Raw genomic sequence first — 25,184 nt, 5'->3', positions numbered from 1 at the left:
GGCGGCCCGGGCAATGTGGAGTGCGTTCTTCTTCATCCAGCGTCAGCATCAGTCTGGATTCAAAGGGAAATTGTCTGACGGGAAAGTATCAGGCGCGCCCTACAGTTACGTTGCAAAAATTTAACCAACTGTTACAGCACGATGAATCCGTCATAGTTCGGAAGGATCACGCAACGGGCGGCCGCTATGGCGTTGGATTGCGGTGCAGCCGTCACGGAAGCCCGGCGGTAAATCCAGGTAGTAATTTGCGGACACAAATCCTGCTGAACTCCCGGGTGCGCCGTTTTTCTCAATCACATACGAGGGAGAAAATCGTGAGCAGGCTCATTGCATCAATCGCGATGTTGGCCGTGGCGGCAAGTCTCACCGGTTGCGTTGTCGCGCCGGGATACGACTACGCCTACGCGCAACCCTATTACCCCGGCTACGGTTATGCCTATGGACCGGTGTATGGACCGGCATACGGCACGGTGGACATCTGGGGCGGCTGGGGTGGTCCGTGCTGTTACTACCATGGACATGGCGGGTACTGGCACGGCGGCGGGTGGCATGGTGGGGGGTGGCACGGAGGCGGCGGCTGGCATGGCAGCGGTGGCGGCTCCCACGGCGGGGGCAGTTCGTGGAGCAGCGGCGGCAATGGTGGGCATGGGCATTGATGCCAATCGAACTACTTATCGAATGACGGGACCATCCTGCATCGCGCGATGTTTTGCAAAGGTAAAAACAAAAACGGCGTTGTGATTTCTCACAACGCCGTTTGGTCAAACTTTTTACTGCTTGAATTCTTTGGGGTGGCTGATGGGGCTCGAACCCACGACAACAGGAATCACAATCCTGGACTCTACCAACTGAGCTACAGCCACCACTGACATCTGCTTGACTTGCTAGCAACTCATTGCTGAGAAACTTGGCTCATCGATGAAGAAACGAGATTATACGAACAAGAATCCCGTTTGCCTAGTCCTTTATTCAAAAATTTCGACGGGCTCACGCAGATGCTGTCTTGCCTCATCGAAGATAGTCAGATCGCGCGCCGCCAGACGCTTGCTATCGGACAACACGCGACGCCATCCACGTGCACCGGCTTCGCCGCGATAGAGACCAAGCGCATGACGCGTGATTGAACCAAGGTACGTGCCGCGCGCCAATTCAGCTGCGCAATATTCGATCAGCTTCGCCTCGACCTGCTCACGCGTGAGCGGCACTTCTGTCGAACCATAGAAGCGCGCATCGACATCGGCCAGCACATAAGGGTTGTGATACGCCTCACGCCCAAGCATCACGCCATCGATATGCTGAAGATGCGTTTCCACCTCATCAAGCGTCTTGATACCGCCATTGATGATGATCTCCAGATGCGGGAAGTCGCGCTTCAACTGATACGCGTAGTCGTACTTGAGCGGCGGAATCTCGCGGTTCTCTTTCGGGCTCAAGCCTTTGAGAATCGCATTGCGCGCGTGCACGATGAACACGTTGCAGCCGGCATCCGCGATCGTGCCGACGAAGTCACGCACAAAGCTATATTCCTCGACCGCATCGACACCGATCCGGTGCTTGACAGTCACCGGCACTGACACGGCATCGCGCATCGCCTTCACGCAATCGGCGACGAGTTTCGGCTCGTTCATCAGGCAAGCGCCGAACGCGCCGCGCTGCACGCGCTCGGACGGACAGCCGCAGTTCAGATTGATCTCGTCATAGCCCCACTGCTCACCGAGCCTGGCCGAGCGTGCAAGGTCGTCAGGCTCACTGCCGCCGAGTTGCAAAGCAACCGGCGCTTCTTCGGGCGTAAACGCAAGATGGCGCGGCACATCCCCGTGCAGCAACGCGCCGGTGGTGACCATTTCGGTGTAAAGCCACGTATGACGCGATATCACGCGATGCAGCGAGCGGCAGTGACGATCGGTCCAGTCCATCATGGGCGCGACGGAAACGCGGCGCGGACTGGGAGTTTGAGCTGAAGACATGGGGCGGGCGGACGGCTTGAATCAAACCGCAATTTTACCGCAAGTGGCCCGATGCCCCGGAAACGCTCGTAACGAGCCGCGAATTCCGCAAAACACCACCAAAACACCAGCGATAACCGCCCTCCCAACCGGGTCTTCGCTCGCCGAAAACGCTTGACAGGCGGGGTCGGACCACCGCTGACGCCTGTCGCATAACCCTCTGGCCGATTATTTCAATACCGAGAATAGTAATTTCAGATTATCGGCACAAATTTTCGATAGTAGGGGTATACACTGCCTTCCATCGACGTTGCAGACACACCTCACCGGCTCCTGCGACGCCTTCCTGAAATGAAATCGAAACTTATCGGAGTCACACCATGAAGACCAAGCTCATCGCCGCCCTGCTGGTTGCTGTTTCTGCCTCGATCGCTGCTCCCGCATTTGCTAGCGGCTACGGCCCGGCACCGTTCTACCGTCCGTCGGTCGGCGCACCGGCTTCGCAACAAGGCCAGAGCGCACAAACCGTTGCAGCTGAACGCGCTAACGCTGAATCGAACGCATACGGTGGCGTGACCAACGTGTCGTCGCAATCGGGTACGCGTGCACCGGCTGAGTCGGGCCCGCAATCGGTTTTCTTCGGCCACTAATCTGTCGCCGTTGAAGGTTGCCGTTCACAAGACGGCAGCCGAACTGGGCGCCGCGCATGCAGCCATGCATGCCGGCGCCCAGTTCCGTTTACACGGCGATGGCGAAGGCGCCCGCGGCGTCAAGCGACGCCCCTCGGTCATCACGCCTCGCGCACATCCTCTTCCGGCGCTTCAGAAAAACGAATCCGGTTACCAAACGGATCGATCGTCTCCAGCTCTTTCCCCCACGGCACCTCCTGAATGCCCGGTTTCCCGTACTTGTAATCCTTGCACTGAAGTTCGGCATGCAACGCGTCGATGTCCTGCACCCGCACGAAAATCGTCGAACCCGGCGTCGCGTCGCCGTGATGCTCGCTCAGATGCAAAATCAGGTCCGAGCGGCGCACCTGCGCGTAGAGCGGAAAATTAGCCTCGAAGCGGTGTTCCCAGTCGATGGTGAAACCGAGAAAGTCCACGTAAAACTCCCGGGCTTTCTCTTCAGAGAAGATACGGATGATCGGAATGGCGGGCGACAGGTGCACGGCGGTCTCCAGCTAGTCGAAAGGTCGTCAGCTTAATCGAATGCGCTTGCCGGCTCACGTGCTTGTGGCGTTGGTGGCGCTTGTGGCTATGCGACGAGCCCGGCATCGATCGTTTCGCGCGCCGCCTTGAAGCCCGCGAGAGCCGCGGCATGCTCGGTGGACCACAGCGTGTCGATATGCACGAGCCGCCAGTCGACCACCACCGCATCGTTGCGCAACACCCGAAAATGCGCTTTGACGCCGGTGAGCACCTGTTCGACTGCGACTTCGATGTCGTAGTCCTGATAACGCTCCTGGTAGTCGCCCATGTCGAGACCTTTCGGCTCCATGATCGCCTCCTTGGTGTCCTGCGTGCCCTTGAATTTCAGCGGCCATACTTTCCCGCCGGGCCGTCGTTACGGCTCGGAACATGCACCGGCCCGCCCTCGCCTGACGATCAGTCGCAATCGCCAGAAAGGTACTGCCGGCCGCTGCAAGTGATTTCGACTTCGCCGCCGCTTGCTTCGGCGGCGAGCCCGTTTGTCAGCAACTCCGCCGTGACGGATTGCTCAAACTTCGGCATGGGCTGTCCGACGCCGACATCGTTCAGGCGCCGCAACGCTTCAACCGCTTCCGGACTTAATGACTTCGACATGGCCGTCTCCGTCGTGGTGCTCAATTCATCCTAGCAAGTTTCGCGGGGGTACGCAGCGGCGCGTCGAGGCATACGGGTTGCGTGCCGGACGGATGTGTCGCGGCAGCAAACCGGCAAGCGGTATCGGAAAGGAGGACGAGATGGAGCGAAACAGAATGGCGGCGCTAACAGCGGGCGTCGCGCTAGCCATGTTCGGCGCAGTCGGCACGGCGACGTTCGCACAAACGTCGAACCCGGCGCCAAAGACACCGGCGGCGCCGCAGAATGGCGGCGCATCGATGGTCAAGCCGCCCGAGGCGGCCCCTGGTTCAGGCGGTTCGAGCAATCCGGACAACATGCCGATCAAACGCCCGCGTCAGGCGACCAATGACAGGATGATGCACAACCCGCCCGCCAGCGGCGCCAACGCGAAATAGCGTCGGCGCGCGTGACGGTGCGAACAACAGTGCGAATGGTGCAATCGCAGTGCAATCGCGCCCTTACAGACGCGCGATCGACACCTCCGTCGACTTCACCAGCGCGACCACTTCCGAGCCGACCTTCAGGTCGAGTTCGTCGACCGAGCGCGTGGTGATCACCGAGGTGACGATGCCAAACGGCGTCTCCACATCGACTTCGGATACCACGGAGCCGCGGATGATTTCCTTGACCTTGCCTTTGAACTGATTGCGTACGTTGATTGCGGAAATGCTCATGTCGAGTGACTCCAGAAAAGCGATTGAAAACAGTCAGTCAAGGGATGTCAGACGGCCCAGCGGACGTCTGTCGGCCGCGTGAGGCGGCCCTCGTCACGTGCGTCGTAAGCGCGATAGGACAGCGCGTCGTCGTTCGGCGCCGTCTTCAGTACGCGTTGCAACACATGTTCTTCCAGCGCGGCAAAACCGGCCGACGCACGCGCCCGCGGGCGCGCCAGCGGCACCGGCTGATCAAGCGCGATGCGCCCTTCTTCGATCAGCAGAATCCGGTCGCCGAGCGCGACGGCTTCGTGCACGTCGTGCGTCACCAGCAGCGCGGTAAATTGATGCTCGCGCCACAGGCGTTCGATTAGCGCGTGCATTTCGATGCGCGTCAACGCGTCGAGCGCGCCGAGCGGTTCGTCCAGCAGCAGCAATTGCGGCCGATGCACCAGCGCACGCGCGAGCGCCACACGCTGACGCTGACCGCCGGAGAGTTGCGCCGGCCAGTCGTTGGCGCGCTCCAGCAAGCCGACTTCCTCGAGCACGGCGCGCGCGTCTTCACGAGCGCTGCGGCCAAGGCCGAGCATCACGTTTTGCAGCACGCTCTTCCAGGGCAGAAGCCGCGCGTCCTGGAACATGATGCGTGTGTCGAGCGGCTGGCCGTCTTCGCTGCGCTTTTCGAGCACGCCCGAGGTGGCCTTTTCCAGACCTGCAACGAGACGCAGCAAAGTCGATTTCCCGCAGCCGCTGCGGCCGACGATCGCGACGAAACTGCCACGCTCGATCGACAGATCAAAGTCGGACAGCACCGTGCGCTCGCCGTACTGCTTGCCCACGCCAAGCAACTCGACCGAAAAATCGGCAGAGCGGCGTGCGTCATTGCGTGCCGATGCACCGGTCGCCGCAGGCAAGCCTCCCGTGCGCTGGCGCTCGTGCACCAGATCCGCACGGTCAAAACCGGCAGCCTCGTCCGCGTCGTGATCGACAGTGCGCGGTTGCGCCAGTTCGGCTTCGAGATCGCTACCCGCGATGCCGCCGAACGAAGCCGACAATGTCGTTGCGCTCATGTTTTCGCTCCTCGTTGATAGGCAGGGTGCCAACGCAGCGATACACGCTCGAGCGTCTTGGCCAGCACGTCGGCAAGTTTGCCGAGCGCCGCGTACAGCAGGATGCCCACCACCACCACATCGGTTTGCAGGAATTCACGTGCGTTCATCGTCATGTAGCCGATGCCCGACTGCGCGGAAATGGTTTCGGCGACGATCAGCGTGACCCACATCAGCCCGAACGCGAAACGCACGCCGACGAGAATCGAGGGCAACGCCCCCGGCAAAATCACATGCCGGTACAGCGCGAAACCCTTTACGCCATAACTGCGCGCCATCTCGATCAGGTTGGCATCCACCGAACGGATACCGTGAAACGTGTTCACGTAGACCGGAAAAAACACACCCAGCGCAACGAGAAACACCTTCGCCTCTTCCTCGATACCGAACCACAGGATCACCAGCGGGATCATCGCCAGCGCGGGAATGTTGCGGACCATCTGCACCGTCGAATCGAGCGCGATTTCGGCCGGTTTGAAGAGGCCCGTCGCGAGACCGAGCGCGAGTCCGATGCCGCCGCCGATCGTAAAACCCGACACCGCGCGCCACGTGCTGACCTTCACGTCCGCCCACATTTCACCCGACTGGATCAGCGACCACGCGGCCTTCACGACGGCGAGCGGTTCGGGCAGCACGCGCGTCGAGAGAATGCCGCTGCGCGCGGCGAATTCCCACGCCAGCAGAATCGCTAGTGGCACGAGCCACGGCGCGAGCGGCGCGCCGATGCGGCGCAATGCGCCGACGAGGCCCGCGCCGAAAGTCGCGCCCGAGCCTGCCTGTGTGCTTCGTTGCGCACTCACAGTGGATTGAGCCATGATGATTGTCCTCGTTGCTTATCGATGGGCGTCATTACCGAACCGGGCGCAAGCGCTCAGCTCGAACTTGCCGCCTTCGGCAGATAGTTGTTGCCGACGATCTCGCCGAACGGCCCCGATAGCGGACCGCCCGCAACCTTGCTCTGATGGCCCGGCAGCAGCGGGAACACCAGTTCGGCAAAGCGATACGACTCTTCGAGATGCGGATAGCCGGACAGGATGAACGTGTCGACACCGAGCGCCGCGTACTCGTTCATCAGCGCGGCCACCTGCTCGGGATTGCCGACCAGCGCCGTGCCCGCACCACCGCGCACGAGACCCACGCCCGCCCACAGATGCGGATACACCTCGAGTTCCGCGCGGCCGCCGCGCTTGCCGCCGTGCAACGCGGCCATGCGGCGCTGTCCTTCGGAATCCATCTTCGAGAACGAAGCCTGGGCACGGGAAATGGTTTCGTCGTCGAGCTTGCTGATCAGCTTGTCGGCGGCGGCCCATGCTTCTTCCTCGGTCTCGCGCACGATGACGTGAAAGCGAATGCCGAACTTGATCTTGCGGCCACGCGCTTCGGCGCGGGCGCGAATGTCGGCGATCTTCTTCGCGACGGCCGCGGGCGGTTCGCCCCACGTCAGATACGTGTCGATGTGATCGCCCGCGATGTCGTGCGCAGCCGCCGACGAACCGCCGAACCACAGCGGCGGATGCGGGTTCTGTACCGGCGGATACAACGCCTTGCCGCCCTTCGAGGTCAGATGCTTGCCTTCGAAATCGATCGCGTCGTTGGTATGCGCGGCGGTCAGCAGCTTGCGCCAGATATGCAGGAATTCGTCGGTGATTTCATAGCGCGTATCGTGATCGACGAACACGCCGTCGCCTTCCAGTTCAGCCGAATCGCCGCCGGTCACCACGTTGATCAGCAGACGCCCGTTCGACAGACGGTCGAAGGTCGCCGCCATGCGCGCCGCCAGACCCGGCGATGAAATGCCCGGCCGGATCGCCACCAGAAACTTCAGACGTTTGGTCGCGGCAATCAGGCTCGATGCGACGACCCATGCGTCTTCGCACGAACGGCCGGTCGGCAGCAGCACGCCCTCGTAGCCGAGCGTATCGGCGGCGACGGCGATCTGCTGGAAGTAGTCGTAATCCGCTGCGCGTGCGCCTTGGGACGTACCGAGATAGCGGCTGTCGCCGTGAGTCGGAATGAACCAGAACACATTCATTTGCTGCTCCTGCTTGTTCGAAACTGGATTGAATGGAAACGGTGCGTCGGGTGAACGCGCACACGCCGGCCGCGCGCATCCATCCGGCAGCAGAGCCGGAGATGCAGGCGCAAAAAAGGAACGGAAAAACTGCGGCGAAAAGCGGACTAGTTGCTCGACTAGTTCCGACAGCGCATCCGCAAGCGCGTGTGTGCCATGGAGCAGCTGAAGATCGGCATCAGGCAGGACATCGCGACGGCTTCCCTCGACCAGACGTGCGCGTGATGCGCTCGATTAAACGGGCGACGGCGGCAAACACCGTCTGCATGGAGAAACAGTCTATGGATCGGGGCGCGGCTTTTGAACGATTTTTTTTAGCTTAGGTTTTCCACTTTCGTGATTAGCCCGACGCTAAAGCATACGGATGTTGCGCGGGTGTTGCACCTTATCGACGCTGGAAGCCGGGTACCCCTATATATAATGGCGCCACGTTTCCAATAATCCGGTGCAGGCCGCGTGTACTACGCCGCCTGATCTCTCGCGGTGCAATGCATGCAAAAACTCATCCTGCCGTTCGTCGCCGGTTTTCTGGCTTCCCTGTTCTTTCATGAATCGACGCTGGCGCTGCTCCACGCAGCCGGTCTGATCGACCCAACCGGTTTTTCGACCGCGCCATTTTTGCCGCTTGGGCTGCCCGAGTTTATTGCGAATGCGATCTGGAGCGCATTCTGGGCTGTGCTGATGGCGTGGCTGTTGCGCGTCGCACCGGGGCGCCGCGCGCCGTGGGTGCCCGCCTTCGTGTTCGGCGGTCTTGCGTTGACGGCGGCGAGCGTGTTTGTGGTCGATCCGTTGCGCGGCATCTGGCCGACCGGCAACATGCTGCCGCGCCTCGCGGTGGGTTTCGCGGCGAACGCGATGTGGGGCTGGGGCGCGCTGGTGTTCATGCGCGCATTCATGGCGAGCGAAGACGAAGACTGAGCGTCTTCCCGGTGTGCGCTTAGCCGCGCAGGTCGCGCAGTGGGTGTTCGCTTGCCGGCCACGGGCTTTCAAACATCTTCGCCACATCGGCGGCGCTCACGTCTTCGATACGCGCAAAACGCCAGCGCGGCGCGTTGTCCTTGTCGATGATGCGCGCGCGAATCCCCTCGATTGTGTCGCCCTGCGCGAAGCACGTGCGCGTCAGATCGAGATCGCCGCGTAGCACGTCCGCCATCGAACCCTCCGCGCGCGTCACCACTTCCAGCGATACGGCCATCGACAACGGCGAACGTTCGCGCAACACGGCAATCGTCTGCTCAGCCCAATCGGCAAAATCGCCGCCCTGCTCCCGTTCATGCTCCAGCGACGCCAGAATCTGCGTCATGTCGGGCAGCGCAAAATGGCGGTCGATCAAGGCGCGCGTGCTCGCAAGCGGTGAAGCGTCGGGTTCCGGTACGACCTGATGCTTCGCGGCCTCACGCTCGATGCACGCCACCACGTCGGCACCACGTTCGAACGGCTCGCGGCGCAATGTATCGACTAGCGCGGGCAATGCCGCGTCGTCGATATAGACGTCGGCGAGACCTGCGTAGAGTGCGTCTGCTGCGCCGATCGTCTCGCCCGTGACCGCCAGATAGCGGCCGAGCGCGCCCGGCGTGCGCGCCAGAAACCAGCTCGCGCCGACATCGGGAAAGAGGCCGATGCGGGTCTCGGGCATCGCCATCTTCGTCGAGTTCGTCACCACCCGCAGGCCGCCGGTACGATGCGCGCCCTGCGAAATGCCCATGCCGCCGCCCATCACGACACCGTTCGTCAACGCGATATACGGCTTCGGGTAGGTGAAAATTGCGTGATTGAGGCGGTATTCCTCAGTGAAAAACGTATCGCGCGCATCATGCTCGCCGCGCTGCGCCGACTCGTACAGAAAGCGCACATCACCGCCCGCGCAGAACGCGCGCGGATGCTGGCTGCGCACCACCACGGCAAGCACGTCGGGATTTTCGCGCCACTGCTCGAGCGCCGCGTGCATCGCGCGAATCATGCCGGTGGACAGCGCGTTGAGCGCCTTCGGCCTCTCCAGGTCGATGAAGCCGATGCGGTTGGCTACGTAAGTCGCGACTTCGTCGCTAACAGCGGGCGAGGCGGAAATAGACATGGAGAGCTAGGCACGATGGCGCGAAATGAATCGGAACTGAACGTTATCACGCACTCGTGGCTTTGGGCTTGGTGGCGGGTTTGACGCCGGTCTCAGCGGGCGATTCTGAGTGCGCTTCTGCGTGCAATCCCGCCAGCGCTTCAGCGGACTTTTTCTTGCCGGCACGCGTGGATTTTGCGGCACCTTGCGGCTGCCCGGCGGGATGCATACCCAGCCAGGTATCGAGCGCGACGCCCACCACCGTATCTAGCGGCGCGCTCGGAAACACGGGGCATGTGAGGTTGAGCGCGACGATGCCGTGCAGGGTCGCCCAGAACGCCTCCGCCCACACGGCCACGTCCATCGATGCGGACAAGCGCCCCGCTGCTTTCAGCTCTTCGAGCGCGCGGAGCATGATGTGTAACGCGGCGTCGCCGGGGTCGTCGTCTGGTTTGGCGGGCGCGAGGTTCGCTTTTCCGGAGGCGCTGGAAGCCGCAGCGGTTGTTCCAGCGGCCGCGCCTTCCACCGTTTCGTTCGCGGCATTAGCGCTGGTATCAGCGCCGGCATCGGCGAGCGCAGCCACCGCCCCATCCGCGCCATCCGCCCCCTTGCCAGCCGTAGCCGCCGCGCCACCCAGCGCCGCGCCCGTGTAGCTTGGGTCTTCCATGAAGATCAGCCGGTAGGTTTCCGGATGCGCAACGCCGAATGCCACATACGCACGCCCGAGCGCCTTCAAACGCTCAGCGGGGTCGGCGATCTGCGCGAGCGGCACAAAGGTGGCGAGCAATTGCGCATAACCTTCCGCACACAAGGCCTGCGCAATTTCATCGCGGCTCGCGAAGTGAAGGTACAGCGTGGCGGGTGAATACTCGATGGCGTCGGCAATCTTGCGCATTGACAGCGCAGCGAAGCCTTCGCGCATCACGATGCGCCGCGCAGCATCGAGGATGCGTTCGCGTAGCGCCTGTTTCTGACGGCTTTTTCGTTCGACGATTCCCATGCCGGGCATTTTCGGCTTGACAAACTGAAAAGTCAAATTAAACTGAACACCGTTTACTGAACAGCGTTCATTAAATTCTCATCAGTCAAACAAGCTCACCCAGGCGCGATACGGCGCCGTCTTCAGGAGTCGTTCATGCAAGCTACAGGGAAAGTGGGTTTATTCGGTGCTGCGGGCGCTGCCGGTCAAATCATTGGGGCGGCGCTGAGCGCGGCGGGCCGGGATTACCGGGTAGTCGGCCGCTCGCGCGCGCCGCTCGAGGCGGCCTTCGGCCACGACCCGCATGCGGAAATCGTCACGTGGAATCCGGACGACCCGGCCTCGATCAGCGCCGCGGCGTCCGGCTTGCAGACGGTGATCTATCTGGTGGGCGTGCCCTACGATCAGTTCGCCTCGCATCCGCCGCTCATGCAAAAAACGCTCGAGGGCGTGACGGCGGCAGGCGTCGAACGCTTCATTCTGATCGGCACCGTGTATCCGTACGGCCGCGCGCGCGGCAATCCGATTAGCGAAAATCATCCGCGTGAGCCCCATACGTTCAAAGGCAAGATGCGGCTCGAACAGGAAAAACTGGTGCTGGCGGCACATGGGCGCGCGAGCGGGTCGACCAGTTTGTCGACGCTCCTGCTGCGCCTGCCGGACTTCTACGGTCCCGGCATCGAGCGCAGTCTGATCAACGGCATATTCGAGGGCGCGGCACACGGCAAGCGCGCGCAGGTGATCGGACCGGTGGATGTGCAGCACGAATTCATCTACCTGCCGGATATCGGTCCGGTGGTCGAGAAACTCACACGTACGCCCGAAGCGTACGGCCGCTGGTGGCATCTGGCCGGCACGGGCACGATCACACAGCGCGAAGTGGCGAGACAGGCCTATGCGCTAGCGGGCCGCGAGCCGAAGCTGATGGTCGCCGGCAAGACGCTGCTACGCGTGCTCGGCCTCTTCAATCCGCTGATGCGGGAACTGGTGGAGATGAACTATCTGATGACCGAGCCGGTTGTGCTCGACGACTCGGCACTGACACAGTTGATCGGCCCGATCGCCAAAACCTCGTACAAAGACGGTATCCGGCATGCGTTCGACGCCGCGCGCGCAGCGGCATCGGCGAGTACGGATACGCACCGGGACACCGCGAAAACCGCCTGATTGCCGATGTGGACGGTTTTCGCAAGCGAGCGGGTTTGAAACACGTGATTCGTGGGTGTGCGAACGAACCGGATCAGCCCGCCACGTTGCCGGGCGGAAAGTGGCCGCTCTTGAGCAGGACAGGCGTGCCATTGCTGATCTGTAAATGCTCACGCGCGACCGCCTCGATACGCGGACGCCCGGCGTCGAACGCGCGCATCCAGCCTTCGAGATCCTCGGTGTACGCGCCGAAGTGGTCTTCGAGCGCCTCGACTGAAATCGCGCACGGCACCGGTTCGCCGTCCACGAGCGCGCGAAAGACCACCGTCAGATTGGAGTCGCGGTAAGCGGGCGCGTCCGCGGGAAACCGAATTTCCATGGTCGCCTCATCAGAAGGATCCGGCAGGAAATGGACACCGGGGAGAACCGGCCGCCCCCGGATATGCCCGATATGGTACTCGCGCGGCTGGACCGCGGTCCACCCTTCAGCGGCCGCCCGGTCAGCGTCGTGCCCCATACCCGTAAGCTATGAAGGCAAATCGACACACCGGATTGCACTTGTCCCGACTACCTCTGTCGAAAGGGTTCACCGGCACGATCCGTGCTGACGCAATGACGTCATTTCGAAGTCAACGAGCACAGTATGGGAAAATATTTTCTGCAGAACCACGAACTGCCTGAACCTGATGCGGCAAACAGCTGGTTTGCTTACGCCGAAAGCCATGGCATCGACATTCCGAAAGCCATCAGCATCTGGGAAGACGCAGCGACCGAAAGCGGCTCGGAAAGCCGCCAAATGGTCAGCGCGGCAGGCATCACGATCGAAACGCCTTAACCTTGTGGGCGCACTCCGGTGTGCGTGGCGAGTCTCGATACCTATTTGAAAGGAAACATCACGATGCATTTCATGACGCAACTGCGCCGCTCCGGCCGCTTCCGACCCAGCAGCGCCGCGCTTGCTTTAGTCCGCAGGGCGTCCCTGTCTGCCGCCCTGCCCGCCGCCGTGCTGCTCGGCGCGGGCCTCGCCGGCTGCGCATCGTCGAACACCACCTCGCTGATCAATCTGCCGAACGGCCAGACCGGCTTTGCGGTGAACTGTAGCGGCGCTGACGCCGCGTCCAGTTGGGCCTCCTGCTACGTGCAGGCCGGCAAGGCATGTGGCGCGACCGGCTACGACATCGTGTCGAAAGACAACGACGAAGGCGGCGCCGCGGGCGGCAGCGTCACGAACGTCGTCTCGGCTAACGTGAAAAACCGTTCGATGATCGTGCGCTGCAAGTAACGCTCAGTGGGCGCTCAGTGCGCCTGCATCTTCGAAAACATGTTGAGCACGGCGACCCCGGCAATGATCAGCCCGAGCCCGATGATGGCCGGCACATCCGGCACCTGCCGGTACATCACGACCGCGACCAGCGTAATCAGCACGATGCCGGCGCCTGACCACACTGCGTAGACGATACCCACGGGAATGGTCTTTAGCGTGAGCGACAGGCAATAGAACGCGATGCCGTAGCCGATCACCACAACCGCTGCGGGCACCAGCCGCGAAAAACCTTCCGAGGCCCGCATGGCGGAGGTCGCGATGACTTCAGCAACGATCGCAATGGCGAGCAATGCATAAGGAGGCATCCGCATCGCCTCAGGCCTTTGCAAGCGCGAGCTTGCTGTAGTCGTGGCCGAGGTGCGCGCACAGCGCTTCCACCACCAGTTCATGATCGGCGCGTTGCGGCAGACCGGACACCGTGATCGAGCCGATCACACCGGCACCCGCCACCGTCAAAGGAAACGCGCCGCCATGCGACGCATATTCCGTGACCGGCAAGCCGTGCTTGTCGGCGAGCGTGCTGCCCGCCTGTTGCATCTTCAAACCAATCGCATACGAACTGCGCCGGAAATGCGCGACCGTGTTGCCCTTGCGACGCGCCCAGTCGACGTTGTCCGGCGTCGCGCCCTCGAGCAAGCTGAAGAACAGCGGTTGACCGAAGGTGCGCACGTCGATGGCCGCTGCAATGCCGCGTGCTTTCGCGACCTCGTGCAGATAGGCGCCGATCTGCCATGCGCGGTCGGCATCGAACTGCGGGAACACCAGCGCTTGTTCCTGAGCGGCAATCACCTGTAGGTCGTGAGCGATATCCATGGAGTTCTGAACAAGGTAAGAAGTGAAGCGCAGGCCGTTGCACATGCAATCCGGCGCGCGAAGAGAACCTGGATTCTAGCGCAGCGTGCAACGCGGGCCTTCCGGCATACGACGCCGGCAATGCATGCCGCGACTTTGGAGGTTGCTGCGTTTTGGCATTCCGCTTTGAAGTTCGCCCGTAGCGATACATAAGCGGCGCCTATCGAAGCCGGTTCTTAACTAGCTATTGCGTTGGCCTCTGCTTTGTTCTATAATCTTTTCTTCGACGGACGCGGGGTGGAGCAGTCTGGCAGCTCGTCGGGCTCATAACCCGAAGGTCGTAGGTTCAAATCCTACCCCCGCAACCAAGTAGCACTAAACTGGTTCGAAGACGTCGAAAAAACTTCAAAGGCTTGCCCAACCGGCAGGCCTTTTTTGTTTTCTGCCTCCCGTTTTCCACTTCGAGATTGCACGCACCCAGACTCCCGCTCGTGCTTCGCACTCGTTGATCCGGACTCCAAACATATCCGCATTTTTCCTCTACGGTATTCGCAATACCGTCGCGTCGACGGGCGCCTGATCGGCGAAATCTCCCCGCCTCCCACCGACTGGCCCACACCGCCATGACCCGCTGCCGGGAAAGCTCGCCCCAGTGATAAACTCCCATCACCCTTTCTCGTCCCCTTCCTATGAAATTCTGTTCTGTCTGCGGCCACGGCGTCAGCCTGAGCATTCCGCCGGGTGACAACCGGGAGCGCTTCGTGTGTGGAAGTTGCGGCACGGTGCATTATCAGAATCCGCGCAACGTGGTCGGCACCGTCCCGGTCTGGGACGACAAAGTGCTGCTGTGCCGTCGCGCGATCGAACCGCGCTACGGTTACTGGACGCTGCCGGCAGGCTTCATGGAAATAGGTGAAACCACCGCCGAAGCGGCTTCGCGCGAAACGCTGGAAGAAGCCGGCGCGCGCGTCGAGGTGCAGAGCCTGTTCTCGCTGCTGAACGTGCCGCACGTGCATCAGGTGCACCTGTTCTACATGGCGCGCCTGCTCGACCTCGACATCGAAGCCGGAGAGGAAAGCCTCGAAGTGAAGCTCTTCGAGGAACACGAGATTCCGTGGGACGAGATCGCCTTTCCCACCGTCGGCCAGACCTTGCGCTTCTTTTTCGCCGACCGCGCCGCCGGCAGTTACGGCCTGCATACGGGCGACATCTTCCGCTCGCTGCGCGAAGGCTGAGCGGCGCGCATGGTTCCCTGGCTCGGACCTGACGATCCGTTTCCCTCCGTCGAGCGCGCGCTCGGCGCGGCAAGCGGCGCACCCGGCCTGCTCGCCGCCAGCGGCGACCTGCTGCCGTCGCGCCTGATCGACGCCTATCGGCGCGGCATTTTCCCCTGGTATTCGGACGGCCAGCCGGTCTTGTGGTGGAGTCCTGATCCGCGCATGATCCTGCGCCCCGCCGAGTTCAAGCTCTCGCCGTCATTGCGTAAAACGCTCAAGCGCGTGCTGCGCGAGGACGCGTGGGAAATCCGTGTCGATCATGATTTCGCCGCCGTGATGCGCGCCTGTGCGCAGGCGCCCCGGCGCGGTCAGCGCGGCACGTGGATCACCGCGGACGTGGTCGAAGCGTATTCGTCGCTGCACCGGGTGGGCGATGCGCACAGCATCGAGACCTGGTTCGAAGGCAAGCGCGTAGGCGGTTTATACGGCGTGTCGTTCGGCCGGATGTTCTTCGGCGAATCGATGTTCGCGGAGGTCACCGATGCGTCGAAAATGGCGCTGGCCGCGCTTGTCGGACACTTGCGCTGTCACGAAATAGAAATGATAGACTGCCAGCAGAACACGTCGCATCTGGCGTCGCTGGGCGGTCGCGAGATAGCGCGCAAAGCGTTCATCGCGCATGTTCGCGCGTCTGTCGACGCACCGCCGATTCCGTGGCGTTTCGACAAGACCGTCTTGCGCGATGTCGTCGCGCCGGCGGCGTAGGAAGAATCAGGCCGAATCCGGATCCGTCGCCTACCGAGCCGCGGATCACGAGCCGCGGGTTTCAAACCGCAAGGCGCCGGGTTTGCAATACCAGAGACGCTTCGACGAGAGCTGCCAACGTGACTCATCCCAACGAGCTGCCTCTTTCTCCGCTTTCGGCGCTGCAATTTTATGCAACGGCGCCCTATCCCTGCAGTTATCTGGATGGACGCATCGCGCGTTCACAAGTCGCCACACCCAGTCATCTGATCAACTCCGACGTCTATACCGACCTCGTCAAAGCCGGCTTCCGTCGTTCGGGCGTGTTCACCTACCGCCCGTATTGCGACGGCTGCCGCGCCTGCGTGCCGGTGCGCGTACCGGTCGATCTTTTCGAGGCGAACCGCACACAACGCCGGGTCTGGAAGAAGCATGGCGAGCTGATCGCAACGGTCGCCCCGCTGCACTACGACGAAGAGCACTACGCGCTCTATATGCGCTATCAGTCGGCACGGCACGCCGGCGGCGGCATGGACCGCGACAGCCGCGACCAGTACGAACAGTTCCTGTTGCAGAGCCGGATCAACTCGCGGCTGGTCGAGTTCCGCGAGCCGCTGCCGGACCATCCGTCAGCGCCGGGCATTCTGCGCATGATCAGCATGATCGACATCCTCGGCGACGGGCTCTCGTCGGTGTACACGTTCTTCGAACCGGGCCTGCCGCACACCAGCTTCGGCACTTACAACATCTACTGGCAGATCGAGCAGGCCAGGAGCCTCAAGCTGCCGTACGTCTACCTCGGCTACTGGATTCGCGAGAGCCCGAAAATGGCGTACAAGGCGAATTTCCGGCCGCTCGAAGGTTTGATCGACGGTGTCTGGAAGGTGCTCGATCCAACCAGCGTGGATCTGCCGCCGGTCGATCTGGCGATTCAGGGCAGGCGCGGGCCACTGCGGCCTTAATTGGACCTTGGTCTCGCCATAAGGTGACCAGACGGTAGGCAGCCAAAGCCTGGCCGCAACGGTCCCAGCCAGTTAGTCTCATTAACGCCGCAAAGCCGGTAAAATGGCGGGTTCCCATTTTCCGGCCGCCCGGCTTCGTCCCGTGTTCAGTTCCCTCTACCCGCTCGTACGCGCCCAACTCTTTCGCATGGACGCGGAAGACGCTCACCACCTGACTTTGCGCGCGCTCGGCGCCGCGGGCCGCACCGGCCTTGCAAGCGCGCTCGCGCCACGCGTGCCGGATTCGCCACGCACCGTGATGGGACTGACGTTCAGAAACCCGGTCGGGCTCGCCGCGGGCCTCGACAAGGATGGCGCGTGCATCGACGGTCTGGCGGCGCTCGGCTTCGGTTTCATCGAAGTAGGCACGGTCACGCCGCGCGCGCAGCCGGGCAATCCGCGCCCGCGCATGTTCCGCCTGCCCGAGGCGAATGCCGTGATCAACCGGATGGGCTTCAACAACGCGGGCGTCGACCAGTTCGTCAAGAACGTGCAGGCCGCGCGCTATCGCGGCATTCTCGGGCTGAACATCGGCAAGAACGCCGACACGCCGATCGAGCGCGCCGCCGAAGACTATCTCTACTGCCTCGAACGCGTGTACCCGTTCGCGAGCTACGTCACGGTCAACATCTCGTCGCCGAATACGAAGAATCTGCGCCAGTTGCAAGGCGCGGGCGAACTCGACGCGCTGCTCGCGGCGCTCAAGGACAAGCAGCAGCGTCTGGCCGACATGCACGGCAAGCTGGTGCCGCTCGCCCTGAAAATCGCGCCGGATCTCGACGACGAACAGATCAAGTCGATCGCCGATACGCTGTTGCGCCACAAGTTCGAAGGCGTGATCGCCACCAACACCACGCTGTCGCGCACCGCCGTCACAGGCATGCAATACGGCGACGAAGCCGGTGGCCTGTCGGGCAAGCCCGTGTTCGACGCGTCGAACGAAGTGATCCGCAAGCTGCGCGCCGAAGTCGGCGAAACGGTGCCGATCATCGGCGTAGGCGGGATCTTCTCGGGCGAAGACGCGCGCGCCAAGCTCGCGGCCGGCGCTTCGCTGGTGCAGCTCTATACCGGCTTCATCTATCGCGGACCCGCGCTGGTGGCCGAATGCGCGCAGGCGCTGCGCTAAGCCGCCGGCCCCGGTTCGCGCCCGTAATATAGACATAAACAAACGGTATTTAGGTTTCGATAGTCTGCTTTGTTATGCTTTCGTCTGTTAAAACGCCAGACGAACAAAAAGGAACTCGATGAAATTTGGCTTGCTGAAAAAGATGCTCGTCGCCGGCCTGATCGGCGCGTCGTTTACTGCCGTCACCGCCCACGCGGACGACCTGCTCGACCAGGTCAAGCAACGCGGCACGTTGCGCATCGGTCTGGAAGGCACCTTCCCCCCGTTCAATTCGAAAGCGCCGTCGGGCGAACTGGTCGGGTACGACGTCGACATCGCCAAAGCCGTTGCCGCCAAGCTCGGCGTTAAGCCGGAATTCGTCACGACCGAGTGGAGCGGCATCATCGCCGGTCTGCAGGCGAACAAGTTCGACGTGATCGTGAATCAGGTCGGTATCACCGATGCACGCAAGCAGGCACTCGACTTCTCGCCGGCGTACACGTACTCGGCCGCACAACTGATCCAGCGTAAGGACGACACGCGCCAGTTCAAATCGCTCGACGATCTGAAGGGCAAGAAGCTCGGCGTCGGTCTGGGCACGAATTACATGGACATGGCGAAGTCGGTGCCGGGCATCGACGTGAAGACGTATCCGGGCGCGCCTGAGTACCTGCGCGATCTGGCCTCCGGCCGTCTGGATGCGGCGCTGAACGACCGCCTGATGCTCGCGTATCTGATGAAGAACTCGCAGTTGCCGCTGCGCACGGGCGCAACGGTCGGCGCGGGTAACCCGTCGGGCATTCCGTTCAGGAAGGGCAATCCGAAGTTCGCCAAGGCGATCGACGACGCAATGACCCAGCTCGAAGCGGACGGCACGTTCTCGAAGATTTCGGACAAGTGGTTCGGCATCGACGTCAGCAAGCCGATCAAGTAACGCACGCCGGATGAAACGAAGGGCGGCATCGTCGGCGATGCCGCCCTTCGCTTTTGTCTATCATGTGCGCCCATGCGCAGCTTGCGCGCCAACCTTACCCACCGCTCATGTCCACCACTTCCCTGCTCGTCCAATCGCTTCCTGTGCTCGCACAGGGCGCCGTCCTGACGGTCAAGTTCGCGGTTCTGTCGATGATCTTCGGCCTGATTGCCGGCGCCGTGCTCGCGGTGATGGGCGTCAGCCACAACCGCGCGCTGAACTGGATCGCGCGCGTTTATGTGAGCGTGTTCCGCGGTACGCCGCTGCTGGTGCAGATCTTCGTGATCTATTACGGGCTGCCGAGTCTCGGTATTTCGCTCGACCCCACGCCCGCGGGCGTGATCGCGTTGTCGGCGAACGTGGCGGCGTATCTGTCGGAAAGCATGCGCGGTGCGATTCTCGGCATTCCCAACGGCCAGTGGCTGGCCGCCTATAGTCTCGGGCTCTCGCGACGCCAGACGCTGCGCTACGTGATCGCGCCGCAGGCCCTGCGCATCGCCGTGCCAAGTCTGTCGAACAGTTTGATCAGCCTGATCAAGGACACGTCGCTGGTGTCGGTGATCACCGTGACCGAGCTGCTGCGCAGCGCGCAGGAAATCATCGCATCGACCTATCAGCCGCTGCCGCTGTACCTCGCGGCAGCCGCGGTCTACTGGGTGCTGTGCCAGGTGCTCGAGTGGGTGCAGCACTGGTACGAAAAGCGCCTGGCGCTGCCGTCACGTCACTGAACTGAACTGATTACGCCGCCGTGCGGCCTACCGGCCGGCGGCTAGCGACGCCGTATCCAGCGGCGCGCCGAAGCGCTCGAAGCGCGGTTTGTAGTAGTGATCCGGGTCGAGCGAATACGCGACATGGCGCGTGCGGCCCATCAGTTCCTTGCGCGGAAAGAAGCCGAAGTAACGCGAATCGGCGCTGTCGTCGCGATTGTCGCCGAGCATCAGATACTCGCCTTGCGGCACGACCACCGGGCCGAACGAATTACGCGGACTCGGCGCGTCAGGCGCCAGCCGCACCGTGTGCGTCACGCCGTCGAAGCGTTCGGTCAGATAGTCGCCGGGAGATGCCGCATCACCGGGCAGCGGCTTGAGTTTCAGCGGCTGATAATCAGCGCGTACGCCGTTCACATACAGCACGTTGTCGCGCATCGCGACGCTGTCGCCGGGCAAGCCGATCAGACGCTTGACGATCAATTCATGCGCGGCCGAAGAATCGATCGTAACGATGTCGCCGCGCTGCGGATCGTGCAGATGCGCGATCGTGATGTGGGTGAGCGGCACGCGCAGATCGTAGGCCATCTTGTCGACGAAAATCCGGTCGCCTTCGCGAATCGTCGGCAACATCGAGCCGCTCGGCACGACATTCCAGTCGGCCACGGCGCTGCGGAACAGCACCATCAGGAACAGAAAGGCGACGAGGCTCTTGTTGTCGCGCCACAGTTTTCCAAGCATGCGCATCGCAGGCGGCTCCAATGGAAGGTGATCGAAAGCTGTGGGCACGCGGCCCTTTTTTCGAGTCCGCGCGCCCTTGCAAATCGTACCACCGCCGCGCGAAGCAACGCGGCAACGGACGCTCACTCCCCCGCGAACTTGAGCCCCAACGCGGCGCGCGCCGCATCGGCCATCTCGATCATCTGCAGCGACTTGCTGTGCGGCATCAGCGGGCTCTCAATCTGCCCCGCTCGAATCAGCTCGCAGAAATGCGCGGTCTCGTAGTTCAGACCACCGCCTTCGAACGGCTCGTCGAGCTCGACCACACGACCATCGCCATAGCGGATCGTCGCGCGTGCCGGATTCCACCAGGGTTCATGAATCGTGACATGGCCGTTCGTGGCCATCAGCAAAGCGTCGCCCTTGCCGTGAAGATCGAGCCCGCAGAACAGCTGGGAGATGCCGCGTTCATGCTGGCTGTTCAGGCTCGCGAACGTATCGACGCCGGTCGAGCCGAGACGCCCGAGCGTCTGTACCTCGCGCGGCGCACCGAGCCAGTCGACCGCGAGAAACATCTCGTAGACGCCGATATCGAGCAGCGCGCCGCCCGCATGCTCGAACGACAGGGACGGATGATCGTCCGGCACGCCCGGCACCGAGCAGCCGGCGCGCACGAGCCCCACCTCGCCGATCGGCTCGGCATCCAGATGCGCGCGCAACTTTCTGTAGAGCGGATAAAACGGCGGCTTCATGGCTTCCATGAAAAGCCGTTGCTCGACGCGCGCGACCTCGAGTACACGCTCGAGTTGCGGCTTGTTGATGGTGGCAGGTTTTTCGCACAGCACGTGCAGACCGGCTTTAAGCGCGGCGATCGCGTAATCGGCGTGACTGTCCTGGACGGTGGCGATATATAGCGCGTCGATACCGCTTGCGAGCAGCGCGTCGAAACTCGCGCACACCTCGCCGCCGAATTCCGCGGAGAAGGCCATGGCCGGTTCAACGCGGCGTGACCACAGCGCGCTCAGCGACGCCTGCGGCACATGAGTGAGTCCAAGAGCGAAGCGACGGGCAATGCGGCCCGTCCCGACGATCCCCCAGCGAACCATGCCGCCCGCGGGGGCTTCCTGCGTTGCAATTGTCATCGTTCCTTCGGGTCCGTGCAGTTCAGAACAGGCGCTATTGTGACTCAAGTAACTCAAGTGACACAGGCCGCGCGCGCATGCGCAGGCATGCTGCCGCGCCGTTCGTCATGCAAAGTCCCTGCAGGCAAGCACCCCGGTTGCCGCCGTAGCGGCCGCGCTCAGCGCACCGGGGGTTCAGACGTAAAGTTGCTGCCGATCTCTTCCGCGGTGTAGTCGATCATCGCCAGCGAGGCAATTTCGGCTTCCTTCGGATCGCGCCGCTCAATCGCTTCGACCACGCGCTGATGCGTGCTCACGGCCTTCTCCCACAGCCCTTCCTTCTGATTGACGATCGGGTTGACCGTCGACAGCGCGCCGCGAATGATGGCCGCCATCTGCTTGAAGAACTGATTGCCGCTCGCCACCACGATGCGCGCATGGAACAGTTCGTCGGCGGCCTGATAGCCGGCCTCGCCCGGCCGGATCACGCGGAACGCGTCGAAGGCCTCGCGAATCGCCGCGATGTCGGCCGCACTGCCCCGCGCGGCCGCCTGCGCCGAGGCGCGCGGTTCGATCAGGATGCGGAACTCGATCACGTCGCGCAGAAACAGCGGATCCGGCTTCGCGCGAAAACGCCAGTTCACGACGTCTTCGTCGATCATTCGCCAATCGCTCATCGGCCGGATGCGCGTGCCGATCTTCGGCCGCACGTCCAGCATGTCGCGCGCGAGCAGCATCGACAGCGCCTCGCGCATGACGGTGCGGCTGACGTCGAACTCCTTGGACAGCACATCCTGCGGTGGCAGGATGGCGCCGTACTTCTCTTCGACGATGCCGGTCACGAGTCCATCCATGACTTTGCTGACCAGCGATCGATCCTTGTTTGCCTGTTCCATTTTGATACTCTCCCCGAAGCGGTGTTTGCCCCCGCGTAGCCTGTTGATCAAGCAGCCCTCATGTGTCGTTTTATATAGGTCTGGTTGTTCTTTTACGATACGTTGCTAGCTTCGAAACGGTTGCGCCAGTTGGGAAACTTCCTGAGAGGGTTATCCCTCTGAAGAATTGTTTCGTTCGTGTAACGCCGCATGTTTTGACGGGCCATAAGCTTGCGTCTCAAGCGTGCCTGCGTTGCAAAATTTGCATAGTGCGAAGACGCACGTAGCGAATCGAATTGTCTGATCGACACGGCCTGGGCGGTTATGGACAGGCGTGAAAACACTGGCGCAACGACGCGGCGTTTCAGGTGCCGGGCGTCGTTGGTGGTTGACGGTGGAAAATGCGGATGGAAAACGCGAGCGGAGAACGCTGGCGAATTGAAAGGAAAACCGGCGCTCACCGCTTCAGCAGCGGGCTGATCGTGACCGGCGTTGCGGCCGGCGTCACCGGCGCCTCCAACGGCTTGGCCACCGACGCATAGCGCCCGCCGAAAAAGATCAGCGGCGCGTGTTCGTCGAGCGAGAACACCAGCACTTCGCCAACAAAAAGCGTGTGGTCGCCGCACGGATGCCGGTCCACCATGCGTGCCGCGAAGCGGGCCGCAGCGTGTTCGAGCAGCACCACGTCCGGCAAGCCGTCCACCGGCGCGAAGCGAGGCGCAAGCCGGCCTTGCGGCTCACCGGCGAAGTGGCGGCTATGGGGTTCCTGGGCGTCGGACAACACGCTCACACCGAACCGCGCGCTGTTCATCAGACGCTCGTGCATGCGCGCGCGATGCCCGACCGACACTACGATCAACGGCGGTTTGAGCGAACCCGACATGAAGGCATTGGCGGTCATCGCGTGCATCCCGTCGCCACTGCCGGTCGAAATCACCACGACGCCGGTCGCGAAACGCCCCAGCGCATGGCGGAAACGGCGCTCGTCGAAGCTCGCCACGTTCTGGTCCGCTGCGTTTGAGCCCGCCGCGATCATGGCGGCCGTGCCCGGACAGGTTGTACCTGAACCGGTTGCGCCGCCTGCGCTGCCCGCCACAGGCTCCTGCAACGTCGTGGCACGCGCCGCCTGCGGCGCGTCAGTGTGAAGTACCCGTGCCTGCATGGCCGCTCTCCTGATCACGGCCGTATTGATCGTCGAAGCGCACGATGTCGTCTTCGCCGAGATAGCCGCCTGATTGCACCTCGATCATTTCAAGCGGCGTCTTGCCCGGATTTTCGAGCCGGTGCGTGACGCCGAGCGGAATATACGTCGACTGATTCTCCGAGAGCAGGAAGCACTCGTCGCCGCGTGTGACGCGCGCGGTGCCACGCACCACGATCCAGTGTTCCGCGCGATGGTGATGCATCTGCAGCGACAAACGCCCGCCCGGCTTGACGACAATGCGCTTCACCTGGAAGCGCTCCCCGCGTTCGAGCGAGTCATAAAAGCCCCACGGCCGGCCGACCTTGCGATGCTCCTGCGCCTCCGTGCCGTGCTCCGCCTTCAGGCGGCTGACGATCGCCTTGACGTCCTGTACGCGATCTTTGGCGGCAACCAGCACCGCATCGGCGGTCTCGACCACCACCACGCCGCTCACGCCGACACACGCCACAAGGCGTCCTTCGGAATGCGCGAAACTGTCGGTCGAGTCCTCGAACATCACGCGGCCACGCGCAACGTTGCCGCACGCGTCCTTATCGGACGCTTCCCAGACCGAATCCCAGGCGCCCACGTCCGACCAGCCCGCGACCAAAGGCACCGCGACGCCGACGAGGCGCGCGTCGGTCGCGACGCGCTCCATTACGGCGTAGTCGATCGAGTCGGAAGGACAGACAGCGAAGGCTTCACGCGCCAGATGCAGCGTGCCGTCGCCATCTACGGCGGCATGCTCGAAAGCCGCCGTGCAAGCCGCCGCGATCGCGGGCCGGCATAGCTCGATGGCCGCGAGCCACACCGAGGCGCGTACCACGAACATGCCGCTGTTCCACCAGTACTCACCGGAGGCAACATAGCGTGCGGCGAGTTCCGCATCCGGCTTCTCGACGAAGCGTTCGATCGCACGCGCTCCGTGCGCGCCGAGCGGCGTACCCGTGCGGATATAGCCGTAACCGGTTTCCGCGCGCTGCGGCGGCACACCGAGTGTCACGATCGCGCCACGCCCGGCATGGGAGACCGCTTCTACAAGCGCCGCGCCGAACGCCGCATGATCGGCAATCAGATGGTCCGCCGGCAACGCGACGATGATCGGATCGTCGCCGGCCGCGGCTGCCGCGCGCGCGGCCAACGCCGCGACAGTCAACGCCGGTGCGGTATTGCGCGGTACCGGCTCGAGCACCATCCGCACCGGCCGGGCGCACTTTTCGAGCCGTTCCAGGGTTTGCAGACGAAGATCCTCGCAGCACACCACGAGCGGCGCGGCCATGCTCAGCGTGCCCGCGGTTGGCCTCTCAGTCGGCCGCCCACTCGGCCTCTCAGCCGCCGCCGCGTCGCGCCCCGCGGTGGCGAACGCCAGGTAGATCCGGCGCAATGTCGCTTCGAGCAGCGATTCGTCGCCCATCAGGCCGATCAATTGTTTCGGATTGCGTTCGCGCGACAACGGCCATAGCCGCGTGCCGGATCCACCCGCGAGAATCACCGGCTGGACGCACAGACGCGTGGTCTTTCCGGTGACACCCGTAGCCGACGCAATCGGATTGCCAGGTTCAACGATGCGATTCATGTCCGCTTCCCGTTATGTTCAATCTGGTCTGTTTGTTAGTACTTTTAATGTGTGCGATGCGCG

At 62.7% G+C, this 25,184-nt stretch carries 31 protein-coding genes and 2 tRNA genes; 14 read left to right on the top strand and 19 right to left on the bottom strand.

Annotation, left to right across the window (positions count from 1 at the left end; all coding sequences use genetic code 11):
• Positions 1-314: 314 nt before the first annotated feature.
• A complete protein-coding gene (locus R8871_RS28945; RefSeq protein ID WP_175053533.1) occupies positions 315-656 on the top strand; it encodes a hypothetical protein in 342 nt (113 codons plus the stop codon).
• A 131-nt stretch (positions 657-787) separates the two neighbouring features.
• Here the strand turns inward: R8871_RS28945 and R8871_RS28940 are convergent.
• Together R8871_RS28940 and dusA are read right to left on the bottom strand one after the other, a co-directional pair.
• Positions 788-863, bottom strand: a tRNA-His gene (locus R8871_RS28940).
• Between the two features lie 102 nt (positions 864-965).
• Positions 966-1,967 carry a tRNA dihydrouridine(20/20a) synthase DusA gene (dusA, locus tag R8871_RS28935; RefSeq protein ID WP_175053532.1) on the bottom strand — a complete coding sequence of 334 codons (1,002 nt, stop codon included), beginning with the start codon at positions 1,965-1,967 and terminating at the stop codon, positions 966-968.
• A gap of 359 nt (positions 1,968-2,326) precedes the next feature.
• On the opposite strand from dusA, the gene R8871_RS28930 reads away from it, so the two are divergent.
• Positions 2,327-2,596: a hypothetical protein gene (locus R8871_RS28930; protein WP_175053531.1), complete on the top strand. Its 270-nt coding sequence runs from the start codon at positions 2,327-2,329 to the stop codon at positions 2,594-2,596.
• Between the two features lie 140 nt (positions 2,597-2,736).
• Here the strand turns inward: R8871_RS28930 and R8871_RS28925 are convergent, their stop codons facing one another.
• From R8871_RS28925 to R8871_RS28915, 3 genes are all read right to left on the bottom strand, one after another.
• Entirely contained in the window at positions 2,737-3,117 is a 381-nt protein-coding gene (locus R8871_RS28925; protein ID WP_175053530.1) for a glyoxalase superfamily protein, read from the bottom strand.
• Between the two features lie 86 nt (positions 3,118-3,203).
• Positions 3,204-3,446 carry a DUF6566 family protein gene (locus R8871_RS28920; RefSeq protein WP_175053529.1) on the bottom strand — a complete coding sequence of 81 codons (243 nt, stop codon included), beginning with the start codon at positions 3,444-3,446 and terminating at the stop codon, positions 3,204-3,206.
• Positions 3,447-3,553: 107 nt separating this feature from the next.
• On the bottom strand, positions 3,554-3,751 hold the full coding sequence (locus R8871_RS28915; protein WP_054034588.1) for a hypothetical protein: 198 nt from the start codon (positions 3,749-3,751) through the stop codon (positions 3,554-3,556).
• A 140-nt stretch (positions 3,752-3,891) separates the two neighbouring features.
• Here R8871_RS28915 and R8871_RS28910 point away from each other — a divergent pair, with 140 nt between their 5' ends.
• On the top strand, positions 3,892-4,167 hold the full coding sequence (locus R8871_RS28910; RefSeq protein ID WP_175053528.1) for a hypothetical protein: 276 nt from the start codon (positions 3,892-3,894) through the stop codon (positions 4,165-4,167).
• 63 nt (positions 4,168-4,230) lie between these two features.
• Here the strand turns inward: R8871_RS28910 and R8871_RS28905 are convergent, their stop codons facing one another.
• The 4 genes from R8871_RS28905 to ssuD are packed head-to-tail and all read right to left on the bottom strand — an operon-like array spanning position 4,231 to position 7,566.
• Positions 4,231-4,446, bottom strand: coding sequence for a TOBE domain-containing protein (locus R8871_RS28905; RefSeq protein WP_115782798.1), 216 nt, complete (start codon positions 4,444-4,446; stop codon positions 4,231-4,233).
• Positions 4,447-4,493: 47 nt separating this feature from the next.
• Positions 4,494-5,495, bottom strand: a complete 1,002-nt coding sequence (locus R8871_RS28900) for an ATP-binding cassette domain-containing protein (RefSeq protein WP_175053527.1) — start codon at positions 5,493-5,495, stop codon at positions 4,494-4,496.
• Positions 5,492-6,349, bottom strand: coding sequence for an aliphatic sulfonate ABC transporter permease SsuC (gene ssuC, locus R8871_RS28895; RefSeq protein WP_175053526.1), 858 nt, complete (start codon positions 6,347-6,349; stop codon positions 5,492-5,494). The genes R8871_RS28900 and ssuC overlap by 4 nt, the downstream gene beginning before the upstream one ends.
• 56 nt (positions 6,350-6,405) lie before the next feature.
• On the bottom strand, positions 6,406-7,566 hold the full coding sequence (ssuD, locus tag R8871_RS28890; RefSeq protein ID WP_175053525.1) for an FMNH2-dependent alkanesulfonate monooxygenase: 1,161 nt from the start codon (positions 7,564-7,566) through the stop codon (positions 6,406-6,408).
• A 531-nt stretch (positions 7,567-8,097) separates the two neighbouring features.
• Between ssuD and R8871_RS28885 the strand changes: the two genes are divergently transcribed.
• A complete protein-coding gene (locus R8871_RS28885) occupies positions 8,098-8,523 on the top strand; it encodes a hypothetical protein (protein ID WP_175053524.1) in 426 nt (141 codons plus the stop codon).
• 19 nt (positions 8,524-8,542) lie between these two features.
• Here R8871_RS28885 and R8871_RS28880 read toward each other — a convergent pair whose 3' ends face one another.
• Complete coding sequence (locus R8871_RS28880) at positions 8,543-9,679, bottom strand: enoyl-CoA hydratase/isomerase family protein (RefSeq protein WP_175053523.1); 1,137 nt, start codon at positions 9,677-9,679, stop codon at positions 8,543-8,545.
• 46 nt (positions 9,680-9,725) lie between these two features.
• Positions 9,726-10,658 carry a TetR/AcrR family transcriptional regulator gene (locus R8871_RS28875; RefSeq protein WP_175053522.1) on the bottom strand — a complete coding sequence of 311 codons (933 nt, stop codon included), beginning with the start codon at positions 10,656-10,658 and terminating at the stop codon, positions 9,726-9,728.
• A 135-nt stretch (positions 10,659-10,793) separates the two neighbouring features.
• On the opposite strand from R8871_RS28875, the gene R8871_RS28870 reads away from it, so the two are divergent.
• Entirely contained in the window at positions 10,794-11,804 is a 1,011-nt protein-coding gene (locus R8871_RS28870) for an NAD-dependent epimerase/dehydratase family protein (protein ID WP_175053521.1), read from the top strand.
• Positions 11,805-11,877: 73 nt separating this feature from the next.
• On the opposite strand, the gene R8871_RS28865 is transcribed toward R8871_RS28870, so the two are convergent.
• Positions 11,878-12,162: a DUF1488 family protein gene (locus R8871_RS28865; RefSeq protein WP_054034595.1), complete on the bottom strand. Its 285-nt coding sequence runs from the start codon at positions 12,160-12,162 to the stop codon at positions 11,878-11,880.
• Between the two features lie 264 nt (positions 12,163-12,426).
• On the opposite strand from R8871_RS28865, the gene R8871_RS28860 reads away from it, so the two are divergent.
• The gene (locus tag R8871_RS28860) at positions 12,427-12,618 is read left to right on the top strand and encodes a hypothetical protein (protein ID WP_175053520.1); all 192 of its coding nucleotides are present in this window, start codon (positions 12,427-12,429) and stop codon (positions 12,616-12,618) included.
• Positions 12,619-12,681: 63 nt separating this feature from the next.
• The gene (locus tag R8871_RS28855; protein WP_097393603.1) at positions 12,682-13,065 is read left to right on the top strand and encodes a hypothetical protein; all 384 of its coding nucleotides are present in this window, start codon (positions 12,682-12,684) and stop codon (positions 13,063-13,065) included.
• A 14-nt stretch (positions 13,066-13,079) separates the two neighbouring features.
• On the opposite strand, the gene R8871_RS28850 is transcribed toward R8871_RS28855, so the two are convergent.
• Both R8871_RS28850 and R8871_RS28845 read right to left on the bottom strand, forming a co-directional pair.
• Positions 13,080-13,412 carry a DMT family transporter gene (locus R8871_RS28850; protein WP_407673224.1) on the bottom strand — a complete coding sequence of 111 codons (333 nt, stop codon included), beginning with the start codon at positions 13,410-13,412 and terminating at the stop codon, positions 13,080-13,082.
• Positions 13,413-13,422: 10 nt separating this feature from the next.
• Positions 13,423-13,920 carry a heme-degrading domain-containing protein gene (locus R8871_RS28845; RefSeq protein ID WP_154561343.1) on the bottom strand — a complete coding sequence of 166 codons (498 nt, stop codon included), beginning with the start codon at positions 13,918-13,920 and terminating at the stop codon, positions 13,423-13,425.
• A 270-nt stretch (positions 13,921-14,190) separates the two neighbouring features.
• Between R8871_RS28845 and R8871_RS28840 the strand changes: the two genes are divergently transcribed.
• The 7 genes from R8871_RS28840 to R8871_RS28810 all read left to right on the top strand — a co-directional run bounded on the left by R8871_RS28840 (position 14,191) and on the right by R8871_RS28810 (position 19,667).
• Positions 14,191-14,267, top strand: a tRNA-Met gene (locus tag R8871_RS28840).
• 321 nt (positions 14,268-14,588) lie between these two features.
• The gene (locus R8871_RS28835) at positions 14,589-15,134 is read left to right on the top strand and encodes an NUDIX hydrolase (RefSeq protein WP_175053519.1); all 546 of its coding nucleotides are present in this window, start codon (positions 14,589-14,591) and stop codon (positions 15,132-15,134) included.
• 9 nt (positions 15,135-15,143) lie between these two features.
• Positions 15,144-15,881, top strand: a complete 738-nt coding sequence (aat, locus tag R8871_RS28830; protein ID WP_054034598.1) for a leucyl/phenylalanyl-tRNA--protein transferase — start codon at positions 15,144-15,146, stop codon at positions 15,879-15,881.
• Positions 15,882-16,000: 119 nt separating this feature from the next.
• Entirely contained in the window at positions 16,001-16,822 is an 822-nt protein-coding gene (locus R8871_RS28825) for an arginyltransferase (RefSeq protein ID WP_175053518.1), read from the top strand.
• A gap of 187 nt (positions 16,823-17,009) precedes the next feature.
• On the top strand, positions 17,010-17,987 hold the full coding sequence (locus tag R8871_RS28820; RefSeq protein ID WP_246287819.1) for a quinone-dependent dihydroorotate dehydrogenase: 978 nt from the start codon (positions 17,010-17,012) through the stop codon (positions 17,985-17,987).
• 118 nt (positions 17,988-18,105) lie between these two features.
• A complete protein-coding gene (locus tag R8871_RS28815; RefSeq protein WP_093632562.1) occupies positions 18,106-18,900 on the top strand; it encodes a cystine ABC transporter substrate-binding protein in 795 nt (264 codons plus the stop codon).
• Positions 18,901-19,007: 107 nt separating this feature from the next.
• Complete coding sequence (locus tag R8871_RS28810) at positions 19,008-19,667, top strand: amino acid ABC transporter permease (protein WP_054034600.1); 660 nt, start codon at positions 19,008-19,010, stop codon at positions 19,665-19,667.
• A gap of 27 nt (positions 19,668-19,694) precedes the next feature.
• Here R8871_RS28810 and lepB read toward each other — a convergent pair whose 3' ends face one another.
• The 5 genes from lepB to R8871_RS28785 form a co-directional block, all read right to left on the bottom strand.
• Positions 19,695-20,393, bottom strand: a complete 699-nt coding sequence (lepB, locus tag R8871_RS28805; protein WP_175053516.1) for a signal peptidase I — start codon at positions 20,391-20,393, stop codon at positions 19,695-19,697.
• A 116-nt stretch (positions 20,394-20,509) separates the two neighbouring features.
• Complete coding sequence (locus tag R8871_RS28800; RefSeq protein ID WP_175053515.1) at positions 20,510-21,508, bottom strand: Gfo/Idh/MocA family protein; 999 nt, start codon at positions 21,506-21,508, stop codon at positions 20,510-20,512.
• A gap of 158 nt (positions 21,509-21,666) precedes the next feature.
• Complete coding sequence (locus R8871_RS28795) at positions 21,667-22,383, bottom strand: FadR/GntR family transcriptional regulator (RefSeq protein WP_175053514.1); 717 nt, start codon at positions 22,381-22,383, stop codon at positions 21,667-21,669.
• 436 nt (positions 22,384-22,819) lie between these two features.
• The gene (locus R8871_RS28790; protein ID WP_246287817.1) at positions 22,820-23,398 is read right to left on the bottom strand and encodes a flavin reductase family protein; all 579 of its coding nucleotides are present in this window, start codon (positions 23,396-23,398) and stop codon (positions 22,820-22,822) included.
• Positions 23,399-23,498: 100 nt separating this feature from the next.
• Positions 23,499-25,121, bottom strand: coding sequence for a mannose-1-phosphate guanylyltransferase/mannose-6-phosphate isomerase (locus tag R8871_RS28785; RefSeq protein ID WP_175053513.1), 1,623 nt, complete (start codon positions 25,119-25,121; stop codon positions 23,499-23,501).
• Positions 25,122-25,184: the final 63 nt, after the last annotated feature.

Origin of the sequence: Paraburkholderia sediminicola (assembly GCF_902859805.1) — a bacterium.
GTDB classification, from domain to species: domain Bacteria; phylum Pseudomonadota; class Gammaproteobacteria; order Burkholderiales; family Burkholderiaceae; genus Paraburkholderia; species Paraburkholderia sediminicola.
This window is presented reverse-complemented; position numbering and strand designations above follow the sequence as displayed.